General features: G+C 73.5%; 15 protein-coding genes. 12 read left to right on the forward strand and 3 right to left on the reverse strand.

Annotated elements, in window-relative coordinates:
- Nucleotides 1-40: 40 nt before the first annotated feature.
- Nucleotides 41-1,336, reverse strand: coding sequence for an exo-beta-N-acetylmuramidase NamZ family protein (locus PS271_RS04455; RefSeq protein WP_398380267.1), 1,296 nt, complete (start codon nucleotides 1,334-1,336; stop codon nucleotides 41-43).
- A gap of 134 nt (nucleotides 1,337-1,470) precedes the next feature.
- Here PS271_RS04455 and PS271_RS04460 point away from each other — a divergent pair, with 134 nt between their 5' ends.
- The 5 genes from PS271_RS04460 to PS271_RS04480 all read left to right on the forward strand — a co-directional run bounded on the left by PS271_RS04460 (nucleotide 1,471) and on the right by PS271_RS04480 (nucleotide 5,890).
- The gene (locus tag PS271_RS04460) at nucleotides 1,471-2,232 is read left to right on the forward strand and encodes an SDR family oxidoreductase (protein WP_398380268.1); all 762 of its coding nucleotides are present in this window, start codon (nucleotides 1,471-1,473) and stop codon (nucleotides 2,230-2,232) included.
- The gene (locus PS271_RS04465; protein ID WP_398380270.1) at nucleotides 2,229-2,858 is read left to right on the forward strand and encodes a TetR-type transcription factor C-terminal domain-containing protein; all 630 of its coding nucleotides are present in this window, start codon (nucleotides 2,229-2,231) and stop codon (nucleotides 2,856-2,858) included. Before PS271_RS04460 ends, PS271_RS04465 begins: the two co-directional genes overlap by 4 nt.
- A 142-nt stretch (nucleotides 2,859-3,000) precedes the next feature.
- On the forward strand, nucleotides 3,001-3,618 hold the full coding sequence (locus PS271_RS04470; protein WP_398380271.1) for a TetR/AcrR family transcriptional regulator: 618 nt from the start codon (nucleotides 3,001-3,003) through the stop codon (nucleotides 3,616-3,618).
- 104 nt (nucleotides 3,619-3,722) lie between these two features.
- Entirely contained in the window at nucleotides 3,723-5,057 is a 1,335-nt protein-coding gene (gene hmgA / locus PS271_RS04475; RefSeq protein ID WP_398380273.1) for a homogentisate 1,2-dioxygenase, read from the forward strand.
- A gap of 17 nt (nucleotides 5,058-5,074) precedes the next feature.
- Complete coding sequence (locus PS271_RS04480) at nucleotides 5,075-5,890, forward strand: GntR family transcriptional regulator (RefSeq protein WP_398380275.1); 816 nt, start codon at nucleotides 5,075-5,077, stop codon at nucleotides 5,888-5,890.
- A 185-nt stretch (nucleotides 5,891-6,075) separates the two neighbouring features.
- Here the strand turns inward: PS271_RS04480 and PS271_RS04485 are convergent, their stop codons facing one another.
- Nucleotides 6,076-6,339, reverse strand: coding sequence for a hypothetical protein (locus PS271_RS04485; protein WP_120757847.1), 264 nt, complete (start codon nucleotides 6,337-6,339; stop codon nucleotides 6,076-6,078).
- A 240-nt stretch (nucleotides 6,340-6,579) separates the two neighbouring features.
- On the opposite strand from PS271_RS04485, the gene PS271_RS04490 reads away from it, so the two are divergent.
- Nucleotides 6,580-8,289 (forward strand): serine/threonine-protein kinase, encoded by a 1,710-nt coding sequence (locus PS271_RS04490; protein ID WP_398380277.1) that lies wholly within the window; start codon nucleotides 6,580-6,582, stop codon nucleotides 8,287-8,289.
- Between the two features lie 7 nt (nucleotides 8,290-8,296).
- Here the strand turns inward: PS271_RS04490 and PS271_RS04495 are convergent, their stop codons facing one another.
- Nucleotides 8,297-9,100 carry an SGNH/GDSL hydrolase family protein gene (locus tag PS271_RS04495; RefSeq protein WP_398380279.1) on the reverse strand — a complete coding sequence of 268 codons (804 nt, stop codon included), beginning with the start codon at nucleotides 9,098-9,100 and terminating at the stop codon, nucleotides 8,297-8,299.
- 288 nt (nucleotides 9,101-9,388) lie between these two features.
- Between PS271_RS04495 and PS271_RS04500 the strand changes: the two genes are divergently transcribed.
- From PS271_RS04500 to PS271_RS04525, 6 genes are all read left to right on the forward strand, one after another.
- Nucleotides 9,389-9,949, forward strand: coding sequence for a hypothetical protein (locus tag PS271_RS04500; protein WP_398380281.1), 561 nt, complete (start codon nucleotides 9,389-9,391; stop codon nucleotides 9,947-9,949).
- 1 nt (nucleotide 9,950) lies between these two features.
- Nucleotides 9,951-11,045 carry a GNAT family N-acetyltransferase gene (locus PS271_RS04505; RefSeq protein WP_356288445.1) on the forward strand — a complete coding sequence of 365 codons (1,095 nt, stop codon included), beginning with the start codon at nucleotides 9,951-9,953 and terminating at the stop codon, nucleotides 11,043-11,045.
- A 411-nt stretch (nucleotides 11,046-11,456) separates the two neighbouring features.
- Nucleotides 11,457-12,269, forward strand: a complete 813-nt coding sequence (locus PS271_RS04510) for a glycosyltransferase family 2 protein (RefSeq protein WP_356288443.1) — start codon at nucleotides 11,457-11,459, stop codon at nucleotides 12,267-12,269.
- 77 nt (nucleotides 12,270-12,346) lie between these two features.
- Nucleotides 12,347-13,351, forward strand: coding sequence for a glycosyltransferase family 2 protein (locus tag PS271_RS04515; protein ID WP_398386669.1), 1,005 nt, complete (start codon nucleotides 12,347-12,349; stop codon nucleotides 13,349-13,351).
- Entirely contained in the window at nucleotides 13,348-14,148 is an 801-nt protein-coding gene (locus PS271_RS04520; RefSeq protein ID WP_364966652.1) for a polysaccharide deacetylase family protein, read from the forward strand. The genes PS271_RS04515 and PS271_RS04520 overlap by 4 nt, the downstream gene beginning before the upstream one ends.
- Nucleotides 14,141-17,908, forward strand: coding sequence for a lipopolysaccharide biosynthesis protein (locus PS271_RS04525; RefSeq protein WP_398380283.1), 3,768 nt, complete (start codon nucleotides 14,141-14,143; stop codon nucleotides 17,906-17,908). Before PS271_RS04520 ends, PS271_RS04525 begins: the two co-directional genes overlap by 8 nt.
- Nucleotides 17,909-17,912: the final 4 nt, after the last annotated feature.

A 17,912-nucleotide genomic window follows, 5' to 3' on the forward strand; every position in this document is an offset into this window, starting at 1 on the left:
CCCGGGCGGTCACGGCGGTCAGCCGTAGGGGCGCTCGCGGTCAGCCGTAGAGCAGGTGCTCCTCGCGCAGGGCCCGGAACTCCTCCAGCCCGGGCCGCCAGGCCGCCACGATGTCGTCCACGGGCGCGCCCGCGTCGGTCATCGTGCGGACGGACGCGGTCCCCGCGAGCCGGTCGATCCACCGGTCCGGGCGCCACGCGAAGCCGGGCCGGAGCCGCTTGGCGGTCACGAGCAGCGCGATGCCCGCCCGTACGGGCTCGAAGGCCCGGGGGTCGTGCACGTGCAGCTGTACGCCGCCGATGGTGCGCCCCTGGAACTTGGAGAACGCGGGGACCGCGTAGGCCTCCCGGAAACGCACGCCGGGCAGGTCCAGCGCGTTGAGGGCGGCTGCCCAGCGGTGGTCGATGCCCTCGGCGCCCACGAGTTCGAACGGGCGGGTGGTGCCGCGCCCCTCGGAGAGGGTGGTGCCCTCCAGCAGGCAGGTGCCCGGGTAGGCGAGGGCGGTGTCCGGCGTGGGCATGTTGGGGCTGGGCGGGACCCACGGCAGCCCGGTGTCCGCGAAGAGGTCGCCGCGGCGCCAGCCGCTCATGGGCACGGTGTCCAGCCGCGCCGGCCGCCCGGCCGCCGCCGGCACGTACGCCGCGTTGAACAGCAGGGCCAGCTCGGCGACGGTCATGCCGTGCGCCTGCGCGACCGGCTCGCGGCCCACGCCGGACGCGAGCGGGCGCTCCAGGACCGGGCCGTGCGCGCCGCGGCCCGTGAGGGGGTTGGGCCGGTCCAGGACGACGGTCCGCAGGCCCGCGAGCGCCGTGGCGATCAGGCAGTCGTAGAGCGTCCACACGTACGTGTAGAAGCGCGCGCCCACGTCCTGGATGTCGAACACGACGGTGTCCACGCCGGCCCGGGCGAACAGGTCCGCGAGCTCCCGGCCGCGCTTGCCGTGGATGTCGTGGACCGGCAGGCCGGTCGCCGGGTCCGTGGTCGTCGGCTCCGAGCCGGCGGCCTGCGCCGTGCCGCGGAAGCCGTGTTCGGGGCCGAAGACCGCGCGGAGGTCCACGCGGCGGTCGGCGTGCAGGACGTCCACGACGTGCCGGAGGTCGCTGGTGACGCCCGTGGGGTTGGTGACGACGCCGATCCGGTCCCCGTCGAGGAGGGCGTATCCGCTCTCCGCCAGCCGCTCGAAGCCGGTGCGGACGCGCGGGGCGGACGCGGCCCGCGCCGGCGGGGCGGCGGCCGGGCCGGCGAGGGCGCCCGCGGCCGCCGTTCCCAGCACCTGGCGGCGCGTCACATGCCGTGCGTACGGGGGGCGTCCCCCGGAAGAGTGCCGCATGGTCATGCACGCTAACGCTCCGGCGGCCCGGTGGGCAGAATGCCGGAGGGCGCGCCTCCGGACCGCGTTCCGGGCCTCTTCCCCCGGCACATACCGACTGGTTAGTCTGCGCGGTGCAGCCGAGCCGAGGGAGACCGAGCGTGGGCATCGTGCGGGACGCGGGAGTCGTCGTCACCGGGGCGGGAGGCGGCATCGGCGCCGCGCTCGCCCGCCGGTTCGCGGCCGAGGGGGCGCGGGTCGCGGTCAACGACCTCGACGCCGGCAAGGCCGAGGCGGTCGCGGCGGAGATCGGCGCGACGGCCGTGCCCGGCGACGCCTCCGACGTCGTGGAGGCCGCGCGCGAGGCGCTCGGCGGCCGCGTCGACATCTACTGCGCCAACGCCGGAGTCGCCCCCACCGGCGGGCCCGAGGCCGAAGAGGCCCTCTGGGAGACCGCCTGGGACGTCAATGTGATGGCTCATGTGCGCGCGGCGCGCAAGCTGCTGCCCGAGTGGCTCGACCGCGGCAGCGGCCGGTTCGTGTCCACGGTCTCCGCGGCCGGGCTGCTGACGATGCTCGGCTCGGCCCCGTACAGCGTCTCCAAGCACGCGGCCCTGGCCTTCGCCGAGTGGCTCTCGCTCACCTACCGGCACTGCGGCATCGAGGTCCACGCGATCTGCCCGCAGGGCGTGCGGACGGACATGCTGCGCGGCACGGGCCCGGCCGGTGACCTGATCCTCGTGCCCACGGCGATCGAGCCCGCGCAGGTGGCGGACGCGCTCTTCGACGGGATGGCCGCGGGCCGCTTCCTGATCCTGCCGCACCCGGAGGTCGCGGACTACTACGCGGCCCGCGCGACCGACCCCGACCGCTGGCTGCGCGGCATGAACCACCTCCAGCGCAAGCTGGAAGAGGGCCTGTGAGCGGCGGCGCACGCGCGGCCGCCGGGCCGCAGGCCGACACGAAGCCCGCGCCGGACGGCGACTCCGTGCCGCAGCGGCTGCTGGCCGCCGCCACCCGGCTCTTCGCCGACCGCGGCTACGACCGCACGTCCGTACAGGAGATCGTGGAGGCCGCGGGCGTCACGAAGGGCGCCCTCTACCACTACTTCGGGTCGAAGGACGACCTGCTGCACGAGGTCTACGGGCGGGTGCTGCGGCTCCAGCAGGAGCGGCTGGACGCCCTCGCGGGCTCGCGGGCGCCCGTCGAGAAGCGGCTGCGGGAGGCCGCCGCCGACGTCGTGATCACCACCATAGAGAACCTCGACGACACGACGATCTTCTTCCGCTCCATGCACCACCTGGGGCCCGAGAAGCTCGCGCAGGTCCGGGCGGAGCGGCGCCGCTACCACGAGCGCTTCCGGGCCCTGGTCGAGGAGGGCCAGCGCGCGGGCGTGTTCACCACGGCCACCCCCGCCGACCTGGTGGTCGACTACCACTTCGGCTCGGTGCACCACCTGGGTGCCTGGTACCGCGCGGAGGGCAGGCTGAGCGCGCAGGAGGTGGCCGGGCACCTGGCCGATCTGCTGATGCGGGCGCTGCGCCCGTAACGCCCGGGCCGGCGGCCGGAAAAGCCGTGGCGGGGGCCGGCCGGGGCTCCTCCCCACCTCCCTAAGCGCCCGCTCACCCCGGGGTATGGTGTTCGTTCCGCGGGCGCAGGGCCCGGGGCGGACCGGGAGAGCGGGGCGTGGGATGGGTGCGGAGGGGCAGCAGAGCGGGCAGTGGGCCGACGTCACGCCCGACGCCGCGCGGCGGCTGGTGACCGCCGCCGTCGAGGCCTTCGCCGAGCGCGGCTACCACGCCACCACCACCCGCGACATCGCGGGCCGCGCCGGCATGAGCCCCGCCGCGCTCTACATCCACTACAAGACGAAGGAAGAGCTGCTCTACCGCATCAGCATCGTCGGCCACCGGCTCGCCCTGGACATCCTGCGCCGGGCGCGGGACTCCGCCGGCAGCCCCGCTGACCGGCTCTGCGAGGCCGTGCGGTCCTTCGTCCGCTGGCACGCCGAGCACCACACGACGGCGCGCGTCGTGCAGTACGAGCTGGGGGCGCTCGCCGAGGAGCACTACGCGGAGATCGTCGCCCTGCGCCGGGACACCGACGCCGCCGTCCGCTCCATCGTCGAGGACGGCGTGGCGGCGGGCGAGTTCGACACCCCGGACGTCCCGGGGACCACGCTGGCCGTGCTGTCCCTGTGCATCGACGTGGCCCGCTGGTTCACGTCGGGGGGTAAGCGCACGCCGGACGAGGTGGGCGAGCTGTACGCGGACCTGGCGCTGCGCATGGTGGGGTACGCGAAGAAGTAGCGCGCCCGGCCCGGTCCCCCCACACGCCGCCCCTGATCCATTGACGCGCCCCGCCGGGAATCCTACGGTCTCCCATAGGAATCCATCAGCGCTGGGAGCACGCGATGAGCGGTACGGGCAACGAGCAGGCGCGGAAGACCGCCGAGGGGCTCTCCTACTCGGCCGGTTTCGGCAACGAGCACAGCAGCGAGGCCGTCCCGGGGGCGCTGCCGGAAGGGCGCAATTCCCCGCAGCGGGCCCCGCTCGGGCTGTACGCGGAGCAGCTGAGCGGCACGGCCTTCACCGAGCCCCGGCACAGCAACCGCCGGTCGTGGCTCTACCGCATCCGGCCCTCGGCCGCGCACCCGCAGTTCACCCGCACCGGCAACGGCGGGCTGGCGAGCGCGCCGTTCGCCGGCGCCGTGCACGACCCCAACCGGCTGCGCTGGAACCCGCTGCCCGAGCCGCCCGCGGGCACGGACTTCCTCGCCGGCCTGTGGACCCTCGGCGGCAACGGCGACGTCGCGCAGCGCACCGGCATGGCCGTCCACCTCTACGCCGCGAACGCCTCGATGACCGACCGGGTGTTCAGCGACGCCGACGGCGAGCTGCTGATCGTGCCCGAGCGCGGCGGGCTGCTGCTGCGGACGGAGTTCGGGCTGCTGCGCGCCGAGCCGGGGCACATGGCGCTGATCCCGCGCGGGGTGCGCTTCCGCGTCGAGCTCCTGGACGCCACCGCCCGCGGCTACGTCTGCGAGAACTACGGGCAGCCGTTCGTCCTCCCCGAGCTGGGGCCGATCGGCGCGAACGGGCTGGCGAACGCGCGGGACTTCCTCGCGCCGGTCGCCGCGTACGAGGACGTCCAGAGGCCCGTCGAGGTCGTCAGTAAGTACTGCGGCGACCTCTGGACGGCGACGTACGACCACTCGCCGCTCGACGTGGTCGCCTGGCACGGCAACCTCGTCCCGTACGTCTACGACCTGCGCCGCTTCAACGTGATCGGCTCGATCAGCTACGACCACCCGGACCCGTCCATCTTCACGGTGCTCACGTCGCCGTCGGACACCCCGGGCCTGGCGGGCGTCGACTTCGTCGTCTTCGCGCCGCGCTGGCTCGTGGGCGAGGACACCTTCCGGCCGCCGTACTTCCACCGGAACGTGATGAGCGAGTACATGGGCCTGATCGAGGGCGCGTACGACGCGAAGACCGCCGGCGAGGGCGGCTTCGTGCCGGGCGGCGGGTCGCTGCACAACATGATGTCGGCGCACGGGCCGGACCGGGACACCTTCGAGCGGGCGAGCGCGGCCGAGCTGAAGCCGCAGAAGGTGGACGACGGGCTGGCCTTCATGTTCGAGACGCGCTGGCCCGTGGCGCTCACCGCGCAGGCGGCCGCCGCCGACCACCTGCAGACGGGCTACGACGGCGTGTGGCAGGGTCTGCAGCGCCACTTCCGTCGCTGACGCCCACGGAGCTCCGCGTGACCACCTTCGCCCCCGACTCCCTCGCGCTCAACCGCAAGCTGCCGCTCTGGTACCAGGTGTCGCAGTCGCTGCGGGCCTCGATACTCGGGCGCTGCCCGGGCGACCCGCTGCGCCTGCCCACCGAGGACGCCCTCGCCGAGCACTACGGCGTGAGCGTCCTGACCATGCGGCAGGCGCTGAAGGAGCTGGAGGAGGAGGGGCTGATCAGCCGGCACCGGCGGCGCGGCACCTTCATCGAGCCGAGCGCCCGGCGCGGCTCCCCCGTGCGGCTGCTCGGCTCGGTGGACGCGATCGTGGCGCAGCAGTCCGGCGAGCGGACGACCGTGCTGGGCCACGGCCCGGCCCCCGTCCCGGCGGAGCTGGCCGAGCACTTCCCCGGGCTGGCGGAGGCGGTGGCCTTCCGGCGGCTGCGCTGTGACGGGGAGTCGGGCGAGCCGACGAACTGGGCGGAGAACCTGGTCCGCCCGGAGGTCGCCGCGCGCATCGACGTGGCGGACCTGGCCCGGTGGCCGATGACGAAGGTGCTGCGGGACGCCGTGGGCGTCCGGATCAGCCGGATCACGGACACGGTCGAGGCCCGGCTCGCCGACCCGGAGACGGCGCGGCTGCTGCAAGTGCCGCTGCTGAGCCCGATCCTGCACTACACGGGCGTGACGTACGACGCGTCGGGCCGGGCGGTGGACGTGGCCCGGATCCGCTACCGGGGCGACCGGTTCTCCTTCACGGTCACGCTGGAGACGGAGACCACGCTGGAGACGGAGACGGGCACGGACCCCGAGCCGCGGACGGGCCGGGAGCCGGGGGCGGACTGACGCACGGGGCGGCTCATGGCGCTCGAAGGGGGCGCGCACCGCCGCGCGCACCGCGGGGCGTACCGCCCTCCCCGGCATACCGGAGAGGGGCCTGACGTGCGACGGCGCCGTGCGGCCGCGCCCTGGGGAGAGGGTGGAGGGCCGACGGCGTCGACGGTGGGGCGCTTACGCTCGGGAGTCGGGGTTCAGCCGTGATTGCCGAACAGGGAGCGGCGCAGCCGTCTCAGCGGCGCGAGGAGGGAGACCTTGGCGGTCCGGCTCTGCTTGGCGCGCGCATGATCACGTGTGGTCAGCTCGCGCATGAGCAGGGTCGCCCCCTCGACTTCGCGCTGGGGCACGGCAGGCCCGCCCAGCACCGCGAGATGGCGGTCGAGGCGCGCACTGGACGCACCGCTGTTGCAGTTGATGGCAGGCACCCGAGGCCTGCCACGCATTGCTATCTGATCCATTGAGACTCCCCACCCGAACGAGGCACCCGGCTCAGGCAGGGTAACCCTACCGCCCTCTTACGTCACCCGCGCATCGGCGGGGCGGATTCACCGCTCCGTCAAGGGCGTTGACAGGGCTGGCGTGAACCTGCCGTCACTGTCGGCGAGTTAGCGGGTCAAGGATATGCAGAAGAGGGGGCAATCACGCTCCGTTGCGGTAGATTCACCCCGAATCGCTCTCTTGCTGGAGGGGGCCCGTCGATGAGCGGGATGTCCGGGGGCGGTCCGGAGGGGGCAGCGGTGCCGCCGGGCCGGGTGGTGGCGGGCCGGTACCGGCTGCTGGAGCGGCTGGGCCGGGGCGGCATGGGAGTGGTCTGGCGCGCGCGGGACGAGGTGCTCGACCGCGACGTGGCCGTCAAGGAGGTGCGGGCCCCGGCGGGCCTGCTCGACCACGAGGTCCAGCAGCTTTACGTACGGCTGGAACGCGAGGCCAGGGCCGCCGCGCGCATCGCGCACCCCCATGTCGTGACCGTCTTCGACGTGGCCTCCGACGAGGGCCGGCCCTGGATCGTGATGGAGCTGGTGCGCGGCCTCTCACTGGCCGACGCCCTGGAGACCGAGGGCCCGCTGCCCCCGGCGCACGCGGCGCGCATCGGCGCCGGGGTGCTCTCCGCGCTCCGGGGAGCGCACGCGGCGGGCGTGCTGCACCGTGACGTGAAACCGGGCAACGTCCTCCTCGCCAACGACGGGCGTGTCGTGCTCACCGACTTCGGCATCGCGACGGTCGAGGGGAGCTCGGCGCTGACCCGGACCGGGGAGCTGGTGGGCTCGCCCGAGTTCCTCGCCCCCGAGCGGGCGCTCGGGCACCCGCCGGGCCCCGCCTCCGACCTCTGGTCCCTGGGCGTGACGCTGTACGCGGCGGTGGAGGGCGTCTCCCCCTTCCGCCAGGACACCCCGCTCTCCACCATGCGGGCCGTGGTGGACCAGCAGCTTCCGGCGCCGGTGCGGGCGGGGGCGCTCGCGCCCGTCCTGGAAGGGCTGCTGCGCAAGGACCCCGCCCTGCGGCTCGGTGCCGAGGAGGCGGAGGACATGCTGCGGGTGGTGGCGCGGGGCGGCACCGTCTCCGGCACGGACACGGCGCTCGCCTCCGAGGCGCCGACGGTGCCCGCGCAGACCCCGCCGCACGACCCGGCCGGCGGCCCGGCGGGGTCCGCCGGGGAGCGCGGCGGGGACCCCGGCGCCGGCTTCGGCCCGCCGGGCGGGAGCCCTCCCGCCGGGCCGGGCGGCGGCGACGCACGGCGGCGCCGCCCCGCCGTGGTGTTCGCGGTGGCCGCCGTCGTGCTCGTGCTGCTGACCGCGGGGCTGGTGTGGGCCCTGACCCGGGGCGGCGGCGACAGCGGCGCCACCGGCAGCAGCGACTCCGCCGCCCCGGACAAGAACGCGGGGGCGGGACAGGCGGGCGGCTCCCCGGGCAGGTCCCCGGACGCCGGCGGTTCGGCCGGCGGCTCCTCGCCGGGCGTTCGGGCCTCCGTCGAGGCGGAGCGCGGCGCGTACACGGGACCCTGCCCGCCGCAGCCGGCGAGCTCGGGCCCCACGTTCCGGGTGACGTTCACCGTCGACCGCTCCCCCGTCCGTCTCGTGTACCACTGGGTCACCGGCAGTGGGCAGGTGGGCGCCGACCAGTCCGTCGACGTCACGAACGGCAGGACCGCCACGCTGCGGCACGTCGAGGTCCCCCGCGACTCGGGAAAGGACTGGATAGGCGTCGAGGTCAAGGACCCGCAGAAGGTCACCTCCAACCATGTGTCGTTCACGGTGACCTGCAAGGACTCTTCGTCCAGCAGGCCGTCGGACAAGCCGTCGGCACCGGGCTCGGCATCACCGTCCCGGCCGGCGGGCCCGTCGCCCTCCGCTCCGACGGGCCCGACGTACGGCTACGGCTACAGCTATGGCCACGGCTCAGGCGGCTGACTACGGGTCAGGCGGCTGAGGAGAAGACCGGGAGGTAGCCCCCGGCCTGGCCCGCCGCGTTCGGGTGGTAGGAGCTGTCGACCGGGAAGGTCACGCTGTTGAGCCAGGGGCTGCCCGAGCAGAGCTCGTGGCCGGTGAAGCCGGCGGCGGCGTCCCCGTAGGAGAAGCCGTGGTCGGCGGCCCGCTTGGCGATCACGGAATTGATCAGCTCCGCGGCGGCGTTGACGGCCGACCTCTTGGTCTCGCTGAGCCCGGTGCAGGTGGTGCCGAGTTTATAGAAGCGCGGATATCCGAGGACGACGACGTGGGCGGCGGGGGCTCTGCCTCTGATGGCGGTATAGACCTTGTCGAGTTCCCCGGGAAGCGTGTTCTGGACATATGTACGGGCCTGATTGATCCGGTCCAGGCACGCGCTGTCACTGCTGAGCACGCAGGTCGTCATGGTGTCGGCGAAACCGGCGTCATTCCCTCCGATACTGACGGAGACGAGGCCGGTCGTGCTGTTCAGCGGGCCGAGCTGCTTGCTCAGAACATCACCCGTTCGGGCGCCGGAGCAGGCGGTGAAGGCGAAGCTCGAAGGGGCGTGCGCGGCCGCCCAGAGCGCGGGATAGGACTTGGAGCTGCGCTTGCAGTCCCCGCTGTTCGTGTAGTAGCTGCCGGCTCCGAGGCCGGACGAGTAGGAGTCACCGAGCGCTACGTAGCCGGGAGTTGCGGCCTGCGGCGCGGCTTGGGCGGCGCCGGCTCCGGTGAGGGCCAGCGTGGTGGCGAGGGCGAACGCGGAGAGGGAACCCGCGAGGCGGGACAGCTTCATGGAACCTCCTTTACCAGGGTTTCTGCCGTACCCGTGGTAGCAGCAGACCGCGATTCATGGAAGTGTCCATGTCAAAGGTGTGAGCCAATGAACGCTCAATCACCTACAGCGGGGGACAATCTGACGGGTCAACATATTCGTGCAGTATTCACCTGACCGAAAGCCTCCGGTTCTCTTCCGATGCGGTAACCGGAGGCTGTTTGCACGGCCTTCACATCTTGACGTCGCTCCGCCGATTGCGCGACATTGAAGCCTCGGCATCCGGCGCTTCGGGGGGCAAAGTCGCCAATGCAGAGCTTCACAGATCCCACCGGTCTCACCGGCCCGTCCGGCACACCCGGCACATCCATTCCTTCCAGCCCGTCCGGCCCGCCCGGAAGCACCGGCTCTCCCGGCCCGCCCGGCCCGGCCGCCACCGTCGAGCACACGGATCACACCGGGCCCGCAGCCGCACCCGACCGGCCGGTGGCCGCGGGCGGAGCACCGGCCGGGGATTCCCTTCCCGTGGTGGCGGGGGCCGCCACGGCGATCGCGGGGGTCGGCGCCGTGCTGGCCCTCGCCGACATCGGCTCACCCCTGCGTGCGCCGTTCACCCTCTTCTTCCTGCTCGTCGCGCCGGCCTGCGCCGTGGGGGCGGCGCTGCGCGGCCTCGATCCACTCAGCAGGTCCGTGGTGGCGGCGGGCGGAGCCGTCGCCGTCGACATGCTGGTCGCCCAGGCCATGCTCGCGCTCCACACCTGGACGGTGCGGGGCGGCGTCGCGGCGGTCGCGGCGGTCAGCCTCCTCCTGTTCCTGCTGGCACACGTGCGGCGCCACCGGGGCCGTGCGGCGAAAAGTCGGGCTTCCTGACGTGAACATCAGCGTGTACCGGCCCGGCGAGCTCACCGCGGCCGACCGGGCGGCCTGGTCCGCCCTGCAGGCCAAGGCGGTGGAGGACGGCTCTCCGCAGCTTGCGAATCCTTTCCTCGCACCCGAGTTCGCCCTTGCGGTCGGCCGGTGCCGGGCCGGGGCGCGGATCGCCGTGGTGCGCGAGGACGGCGAGCCGGCCGGCTTCTTCCCGTACCAGCGCTCCGCCCTCGGGGTGGGCCGGGCGATCGGCCTCGGCGTCTCCGACGCCCAGGGGCTCATCCACCGGCCCGGCTTCCAGTGGGACGCCCGCGAGCTGCTGCACGCCTGCGGGCTGTCGGTGTGGGAGTTCGACCACCTCGTGGAGGGGCAGAAGCCGTTCGAGGCCGGCGCCTCCGGGTCCTACCGGTCGCCCGTGGTGGACGTCGAGCAGGGTTTCGAGCCGTATCTGGCGGTCCTGCGCAAGCAGTCGCCGAAGTTCACCCGCACCACGCTCGCCAAGGAGCGCCGGCTCGGCCGCGACATCGGCGAGGTGCGCTACGTGCACGACGAGCGCGACCCGGAGGCGCTGCGGACCCTGATCGCCTGGAAGTCCGCGCAGTACCGAAGAACGGGGCGCAGCGACCGGTTCGCGCGCCCCTGGATAGCGCGCCTGGTCGAGCAGCTCTTCCACACCAGGACGGAGTCCTTCGCGGGCCTGCTGTCGGTGCTGTACGCCGGGGGGCGGCCGGTCGCGGCGCACTTCGGGCTGCGTTCGCGGCAGGTGCTCGCCTGCTGGTTCCCGTCGTACGACCCGGCGTTCGCCAAGTACTCGCCGGGCCTGGTGCTGCACCTGCGGATGGCGGAGGGGGCGGCCGCCGCGGGAATGGCCTACCTCGACCTCGGGCGGGGCGAGAAGGACTACAAGAACTCGCTCAAGACGCGCGAACTGTGCGTGTCGGAGGGGTGGGTGACGCGCCGTCACCCGGTGGCGCTGGGACACCGTGCCCGGCGTGCGCCGGTGCGGGCCCTGCGCAACACGGTGCTGTCCCGGCCCGAACTCTTCGAGCCTGCCGACCGGTTGCTCAAACGCGTGGGCAGGTTGCGCCAGGGGGACTGAGGGGCGCACTGCGCCCGGCGCGCGCCGTCAACAGCGCAAAGCGTCAACAGGACACACGAGTTGGGCGCAAAAAACACCCAAAGGAGGAGTCAACGCACCAGCTCTTGCCATACAGTCTCAACCATCAATACCGTCGTACATCCACCCGCATCGGCCCATCATGCAAAGCGGCTCAAGGGGAGGGCAAGCGTCGCGATGGTGTCCGGGGCGGGGCGCGGTGGGGGGTGCCGCGTCCGGCTGATCAGAGTCGCCGTGTCGCGTATACCGCGCGGCCAGCAACCGTTGCCAGCTCACCCTGCCCATGCGGTGCTGAGTGCCGTCAGGGCGGGGTGAGTACCCCCTTTTCGAACCGGATACGCCACCGGACCGCTCGGGGCGGGCGGTCCACCGGACGAGAGGGACATCCGAGTCATGAGTTCTTTCCTGCGCCCGGCGGCTGATCAGGAGGGCCTGGTCGCTGCCCATTACCGCCCGGTGACGACGCACTTCGCCATAGCGCCACCGGTGAGCGTCGTCATCCCCGCCATGAACGAGGCGGAGAACCTCCCGTACGTGTTCAAGACCCTGCCGGAGTGGATCCACGAGGTCGTCCTGGTCGACGGCAACTCCACGGACGACACCATCGAGGTCGCCCGGGAGCTGTGGCCGGACGTCAAGGTGGTCCAGCAGCTCGGCAAGGGCAAGGGCGATGCCCTGATCACGGGCTTCGCCGCCTGCACGGGCGACATCATCGTGATGGTCGACGCGGACGGCTCCGCGGACGGCAGCGAGATCGTGAGCTATGTGTCCGCCCTCGTCGGCGGTGCGGACTTCGCCAAGGGCTCCCGGTTCGCCAACGGCGGCGGCACGGACGACATGACCCCGATCCGCAAGCTCGGCAACCGCGTGCTGTGCTCGATCGTCAACCACAAGTTCGGCGCCCGCTACACCGACCTGTGCTACGGCTACAACGCCTTCTGGAGGCACTGCCTGGACGACATCGCCCTCGACTGCGCCGGCTTCGAGGTCGAGACCCTGATGAACATCAGAGTCGTCAAGGCGGGCCTGCGCGTCCAGGAGATTCCCAGCCACGAGTTCGTCCGCATCCACGGCGCCAGCAATCTGCGGGCCGTGCGGGACGGGCTGCGCGTGCTGAAAGTGATTTTGCAGGAGCGCGGCACCCGGCGCCGCCGCCCGCAGCGGCCGGCCATCGCGCCCGCCGCCAACCGTGGGGAAGTGTCTTGACCTCGACCGACTCCCCCAGCGGTGCCCCGGCCGGCGCGGCGGACGGCGCCGGCCCGGCCACCGGGCCTTCCGTCTCGGTGGTCATCTGCGTCTACACCGAGGACCGCTGGGACGACATCGTCGCCTCGGTGGCCTCCGTCCGCGAGCAGTCCCGGCCCGCGCTGGAGATCCTGGTGGTCGTGGACCACAATCCGGCCCTGCTGCGACGGCTCGCCAAGCAGTTCGGGGACGACGGCTGCGCCGGGGACGGGGTGCGGGTGCTCGCCAATGCGGGCCCCCGCGGCCTGTCCGCGGGCCGCAACACCGGCATCGCGGCCTCGTCCGGCGAGGTCATCGCCTTCCTCGACGACGACGCCGTCGCCGAGCGGGACTGGCTGCGCCACTTCGCCGAGGCCTACGCCGACCCCCGGGTGATGGCCGTGGGCGGCCGCACCCGGCCGGTGTGGGCGTCCCGGCGGCGGCCCGCCTGGTTCCCCGAGGAGCTCGACTGGGCCGTCGGCTGCACCTACCGGGGCCTGCCGCCCGGCAGGGTGCAAGTGCGCAACGTCCTCGGGGGCAACGCCTCCTTCCGCCGGTCGGCCTTCGAGCTGGCCGGCGGGTTCGCCAGCGGCATCGGCCGCGACGGCGACCGGCTGCCGCTGGGCTGCGAGGAGACGGAGCTGTGCATCCGGCTGACCCGGGCCGTGCCCGGGGCGGTCCTGCTGATCGACGACCGGTCGGTCATCCACCACCGGGTGCCCGCGGCCCGCGAGCGCTTCGGCTATCTGTGGACCCGCTCGTACGCCGAGGGCCTGTCCAAGGCCCTGGTGACGCGGAGCGTGGGAACGCAGCAGGGGCTGGCGTCCGAGCGCCGGTACACCACGCGGGTGCTGCCCGCCGGGGTCGCCCGGGGGCTGCGCGACGCCCTGCTGGGCAGGCCCGGCGGTGCGGGGCGGGCGGGGGCGATCGTGGCCGGGCTGACGGCCGCGACCTGCGGCTATGCGGTGGGCACGCTCCGGGCGCGGCGCATCGGCGGGCGCTATGCGGTGGCGGCGGCCGGGGAGCCGGCCGGGCTCAGACCGGCGAAGGAGGCGGGCGCATGAGCGCGAGCCGGGTCCCGATACTGATGTATCACGCGGTGGCCCACACCCCCGCGCGCGCCACCTACGGCCTGTCGGTCTCGCCGCACGCGTTCGCGCGGCAGATGCGGCTCCTGGCCGACCGCGGGTTCCACCCGCTGACGACCGAGGAGCTCGCGAAGGCGTGGCGGGCCGGCTCCGGGCTGCCCCGGAAGCCGGTGCTGATCACCTTCGACGACGGCTACGAGGGCGTGCACCGGCACGCCCTGCCCACGCTGGTGGAGCACCGTTTCAGCGCCACGCTGTTCGCCTCCACGGGCTGGCTCCGCGGTGCGCACGAGACGGGGGGCGCGCTCGACCTGATGCTGAGCTGGGGTCAGGTGCGGGAGCTCGCGGCGTCGGGGGTGGAGATCGGCGGGCACAGCCACACCCACCCGCAGCTCGATCAACTCCCGGACGACCAGCTGTGGTTCGAGGTGCTGCGGTGCCGCGAGATACTGGCCACGGAGCTGGGGCGGGCGCCGGTCTCGTTCGCGTATCCGTACGGCTATTCCAGCCGCCGGGTGCGGCGCATCGTGCGGGCGGCGGGCTTCGGCATCTCCCTGGCCGTGGGCAACAGCCTGGCCTCCCGCCCCCAGGGGCCGTACGCCCTGGAGCGGGTCACGGTGCGGCGCTCGACGGGGATGGCCGAGTTCGAGCGGCTCGTGGAGGGCCGGGGGGTGGGGCGGATCTTCGCCCGGGACCGGACGCTCACCAAGGGGTACGCCCTCTACCGCAGAACCCGACAGGTCGTCAGGAAGGCAAGCGAAACCCGTGTCTGACACGTCCACCCGAACCGAGGAGCGGGAGACGGAGGGGCCGGCCGGCCGCAGGCTGCGGCTGCCGGGGCGGGGCGGCGGAAGCCCGCTGTTCCGCAACGCCTTCGCGCTGATGCTCAACACGGGCATCAGCGCCGTCCTCGGTCTCGGGTACTGGCTGATCGCCGCCCGGTACTACACGGAGGGGGCGGTCGGCCAGGGCTCGGCGGCCATCGCCGCGATGAAGCTCATCGCGGGGCTCACCGCGGTGACCCTGACCGGGGGGCTGGCGCGGTTCATCCCGGTCGCCGGGCGGACGACGGGCAAGCTCGTCTTCCGCACCTACGCGGGCAGTTCGCTGGTCGTCGCGCTCGCGGCGAGCGCCTTCCTGCTCACCCTGGGCTCGTGGGGGCCGTCGTACAGCTTCCTGCACGGCACCCTCAACGGCCTGGGCTTCATCGCCGCCGTCGTCGCCTGGTCGGTCCTCACCCTTCAGGACGGGGTGCTCACCGGCCTGCGCCGGGCGCTGTGGGTGCCCGTGGGCAACACGGTCTTCTCGGCGGTGAAGCTGGCTCTGCTGGTGGGGCTGGCGGCGACGCTGCCCACCTCCGGCGTGTTCGTGTCGTGGGTGGTCTCGATCGCCGTGTCGGTGCTGCCGCTGGGCTGGCTGGTGTTCCGCAAGCTCGTGCCCCGGCACGTCGCGGCGACGGAGGCGACAGCACGGCCCGCCTCGTACCGCGAGATGGGCCGCTTCCTCGCCGGGGACTACACGGGCTCGCTGTTCTCGCTGGCCGTGGTCTACCTCGTGCCGGTGATCATCGCCTCGCAGGTCAGCTCCGAGGACAACGCGTACTTCTACATCACCACCACCATCGGCGGCACGGTCAACCTCCTCGCGATCAACATGGGCGCGTCGCTGACGGTGGAGGGCTCGCACGACCCGGCGCGGCTCGCGGAGAACTGCCGGGCGGCGCTGCGCCGGATGGCCACGATCATGGTGCCGGTCTGTCTGCTGCTGTTCTTCCTCGCCCCGTACATCCTGCGCGTCTTCGGCCCCGGCTACGCCGCGGCGGCCACGCCGCTGCTGCGCTGGTTCGCGGTGGGGGCGGCGCTGCGCGTGGTGATGGAGGTCTATTTCGCGGTGCTGCGGGCCCAGAGCCGCACGGCGGGGCTGGCCTATCTCCAGGGGCTGCTGTGCGTGCTGGTGCTGGGGCTGACGCTGCTGCTCCTGCCGCGCATGGGGCTCACGGGGGCGGGAGTGGCCGAGATCAGCAGCCTGGCGGTGATCGTGTCCATCTCGGCGGTCAAGCTCCGGCGGATCCTGCGCGGCGTCCGGCCCGCGCCCTCCTCCTACGCCCCCGATGTGGCCCCGGACGGCGATCTGGCCGACCTGGCGGTCCGCGGCGACCGGCGGGACGCCCCGCGCACCGAGCCGCACGGCGTCCGGCGCGGGGTGCGGCACGGCCTCACCCGCGGCTTAGGGGGTGAGGGCGAGGAGGCGCCCGGGGACAGAGACACCGGCGGCTACGGCACCCGCTGGGCCCTGCGCGCCGCGCTCGACGCCGACACGATGCCGCTGGGCGTGCGGCTGGACTTCGACCACTTGGAGAGGCGCCCTGATCTCCGGCACACCCCGGAGGCAGTCGTCGTGTCCCACTCGGTCTCCCCGGCCGCGCCCGGCCCGTCCGTGACGCCGCCCGCGCGGGAGAAGGCCGCCCCCCAGGAGAAGGCGATCCTCCAAGAGACTGCCCACGAGAAGACCGCCGCTCCCCCGGGCCCGCCGCCGTGGTGGCGCCGCCCGGAGACGGCTGTCTGGCTGCTGCTGGCCGCGGCCCTCGCGCTGTACTGGGCGCCGCTGGCGGGCGCCGGCGAGGCGACGCTGGACCGGATGGGCGGGCTCGGCCTGATCTCCGTGCTGCCCGTGGCCACGCTGGCCGGGGCGGCCCTGCTGATCGCCGCGTTCGCGGCGGCCCTGTGCCTGGACGGCCAGCGGCGCCGGCTGCTCACGGCTGTCCTGGTGCTGACGGTGGTGTGCCTGCACGCCCTGCCGGCCGTGCTGGAGGCGCAGCCGCGCTTCGCGACGGCCTGGCAGCACCTGGGCTTCCTGGACTTCATCGACCGTACGGGCGTGGCGGCGCCGGATCTGGACGCCCGCTGGAGCTGGCCCGGGTTCTTCGCCCTGATGGCGTTCGCGGCGAAGGTGGCCGGCGTGAGCGACCTGACGGAGGTGCTGCGCTGGTGGCCGACGGCCATTCAGCTGCTGTGCCTGGCGCCGCTCGCGCTGCTGCTGCGTGCCGTGCGCGCGGGGTGGCGGGCGAAGTGGACGGCGGCCTGGCTGTTCGTGCTGTGCGGCTGGGTCGGGCAGGACTACTTCTCCCCGCAGGCGCTCAACTACTTCTTCTACCTGCTGTTCGCCGCGGTGCTGCTGGTGTGGTTCCGCTGGCCGCGGCAGCTGCGCGGCACGCTGCTCCCGGGCGAGACGGAGCCGCTCCCGGCCGGCCGGCGGGCGCAGGGCGCGCTGCTGGCGGTGGTGATCGCGTTGTTCGCGGCGTCGGTGGTCAGCCATCAGCTGACACCGTTCGTGATGCTGGGCGTGCTGACCGCCCTGGTCGTCACCCGCCGTTCGACGCTGCGCGGCCTGCCGCTGCTGTGCGGCGTGATGCTGGTGGTGTGGGTGGGCTTCCTGGCGGAGCCGTACTGGTCGGGCCACTTCGACGAGCTCTTCGGCGGCCTGGGGTCCCTGGGCGGCAACGTCTCCTCGTCGGTCTCGGGCCGCATCGAGGGCGGCAGCCCGGTCCACAAGCTGGTGCTCTACACCCGGGTCGTGCTCGCGGGCGGGGTGCTGGCCTTCGCCGCGGTCGGCTGGTGGCGCCGGCGGCGCGCCGGGATCGGCGACGTGGCGCTGCTGGTGCTGACCGCCGTGCCGTTCCTGGCCTTCGGCATGCAGTCGTACGGCGGCGAGGTGGCCCTGCGGGTGTTCCTGTTCGCGCTGCCGGGCGCGTGCGTCCTGGGGGCGCTCGCGCTGTTCCCGCGCGCCGCGGAGGGCACCGGCCGCCCGCTCGTCGCGCCGCTGGCGGCGCTGCTGGCGGGCCTGGTCCTGGTCTTCGGCTTCCTGGTGGCCCGCTGGGGGAACGAGCCGTTCGAGCGGGTGCGGCCCGGTGAGGTCGCCGCGATGGACTTCGTGTACGCGCACGACAAGCCGACCGTCCGGCTGCTGTGGATGAGCAGCGACCCGTCGAAGAACGTCACCCCGGCCATGCCGTGGGGCGCCAAGGACATGGAGCGGGTGCAGTACGACGCGATGCTCGCCCCGCGCGACCCTGCGCGCGTGGAGGATCTGGTCACCGCGCTCCGGAAGTCGGGCCCGAACGCGTATCTGATCGTCAACCGCGGCCAGTCGGTGTACCTCCAGCTCGACGCGGGCTACGCGGACGGCTGGGACGGCCGGGTGATGCGGGCGCTCGACGGGCGGCCGGAGCTGCGCCGGGCGTTCTGGAACAAGGACGCCGTGCTGTACGAGCTGAAGCAGAAGCCCGCCGGGGAGGCGCCGCAGCCCAGGCCGGGGCCGGCGGGCCCGCGGGTGACGTGGACGCCGGTGTCGGTGGTGGGCGCGCTCGCGGCGGCGGCGCTGCTGGTGCTGCTGACGGTGCGGGAGCTGACGCGGGTGATGGTCCGGCCGGGGGTGCGGCAGCTGCGCTGGCTGCAGGGCTCGTACTGGTTCGCGCTGCCGCTGCTGCTGGTCCTGCTGGCGTCGCTGGTGTACCGCTTCGCGACGATGTCGTAGCCGC

The sequence above is a fragment of the Streptomyces sp. SCA2-17 genome (assembly GCF_044336695.1).

Coding starts and splice junctions, on each gene's coding strand:
- hmgA (WP_398380273.1), top strand. CDS start 3,723: ATGAGCGGTACGGGCAACGAGCAGGCGCGGAAGACCGCCGAGGGGCTC.
- PS271_RS04455 (WP_398380267.1), bottom strand. CDS start 1,336: ATGACCATGCGGCACTCTTCCGGGGGACGCCCCCCGTACGCACGGCAT.
- PS271_RS04485 (WP_120757847.1), bottom strand. CDS start 6,339: ATGGATCAGATAGCAATGCGTGGCAGGCCTCGGGTGCCTGCCATCAAC.
- PS271_RS04490 (WP_398380277.1), top strand. CDS start 6,580: ATGAGCGGGATGTCCGGGGGCGGTCCGGAGGGGGCAGCGGTGCCGCCG.
- PS271_RS04500 (WP_398380281.1), top strand. CDS start 9,389: ATGCAGAGCTTCACAGATCCCACCGGTCTCACCGGCCCGTCCGGCACA.
- PS271_RS04495 (WP_398380279.1), bottom strand. CDS start 9,100: ATGAAGCTGTCCCGCCTCGCGGGTTCCCTCTCCGCGTTCGCCCTCGCC.
- PS271_RS04520 (WP_364966652.1), top strand. CDS start 13,348: ATGAGCGCGAGCCGGGTCCCGATACTGATGTATCACGCGGTGGCCCAC.
- PS271_RS04470 (WP_398380271.1), top strand. CDS start 3,001: ATGGGTGCGGAGGGGCAGCAGAGCGGGCAGTGGGCCGACGTCACGCCC.
- PS271_RS04510 (WP_356288443.1), top strand. CDS start 11,457: ATGAGTTCTTTCCTGCGCCCGGCGGCTGATCAGGAGGGCCTGGTCGCT.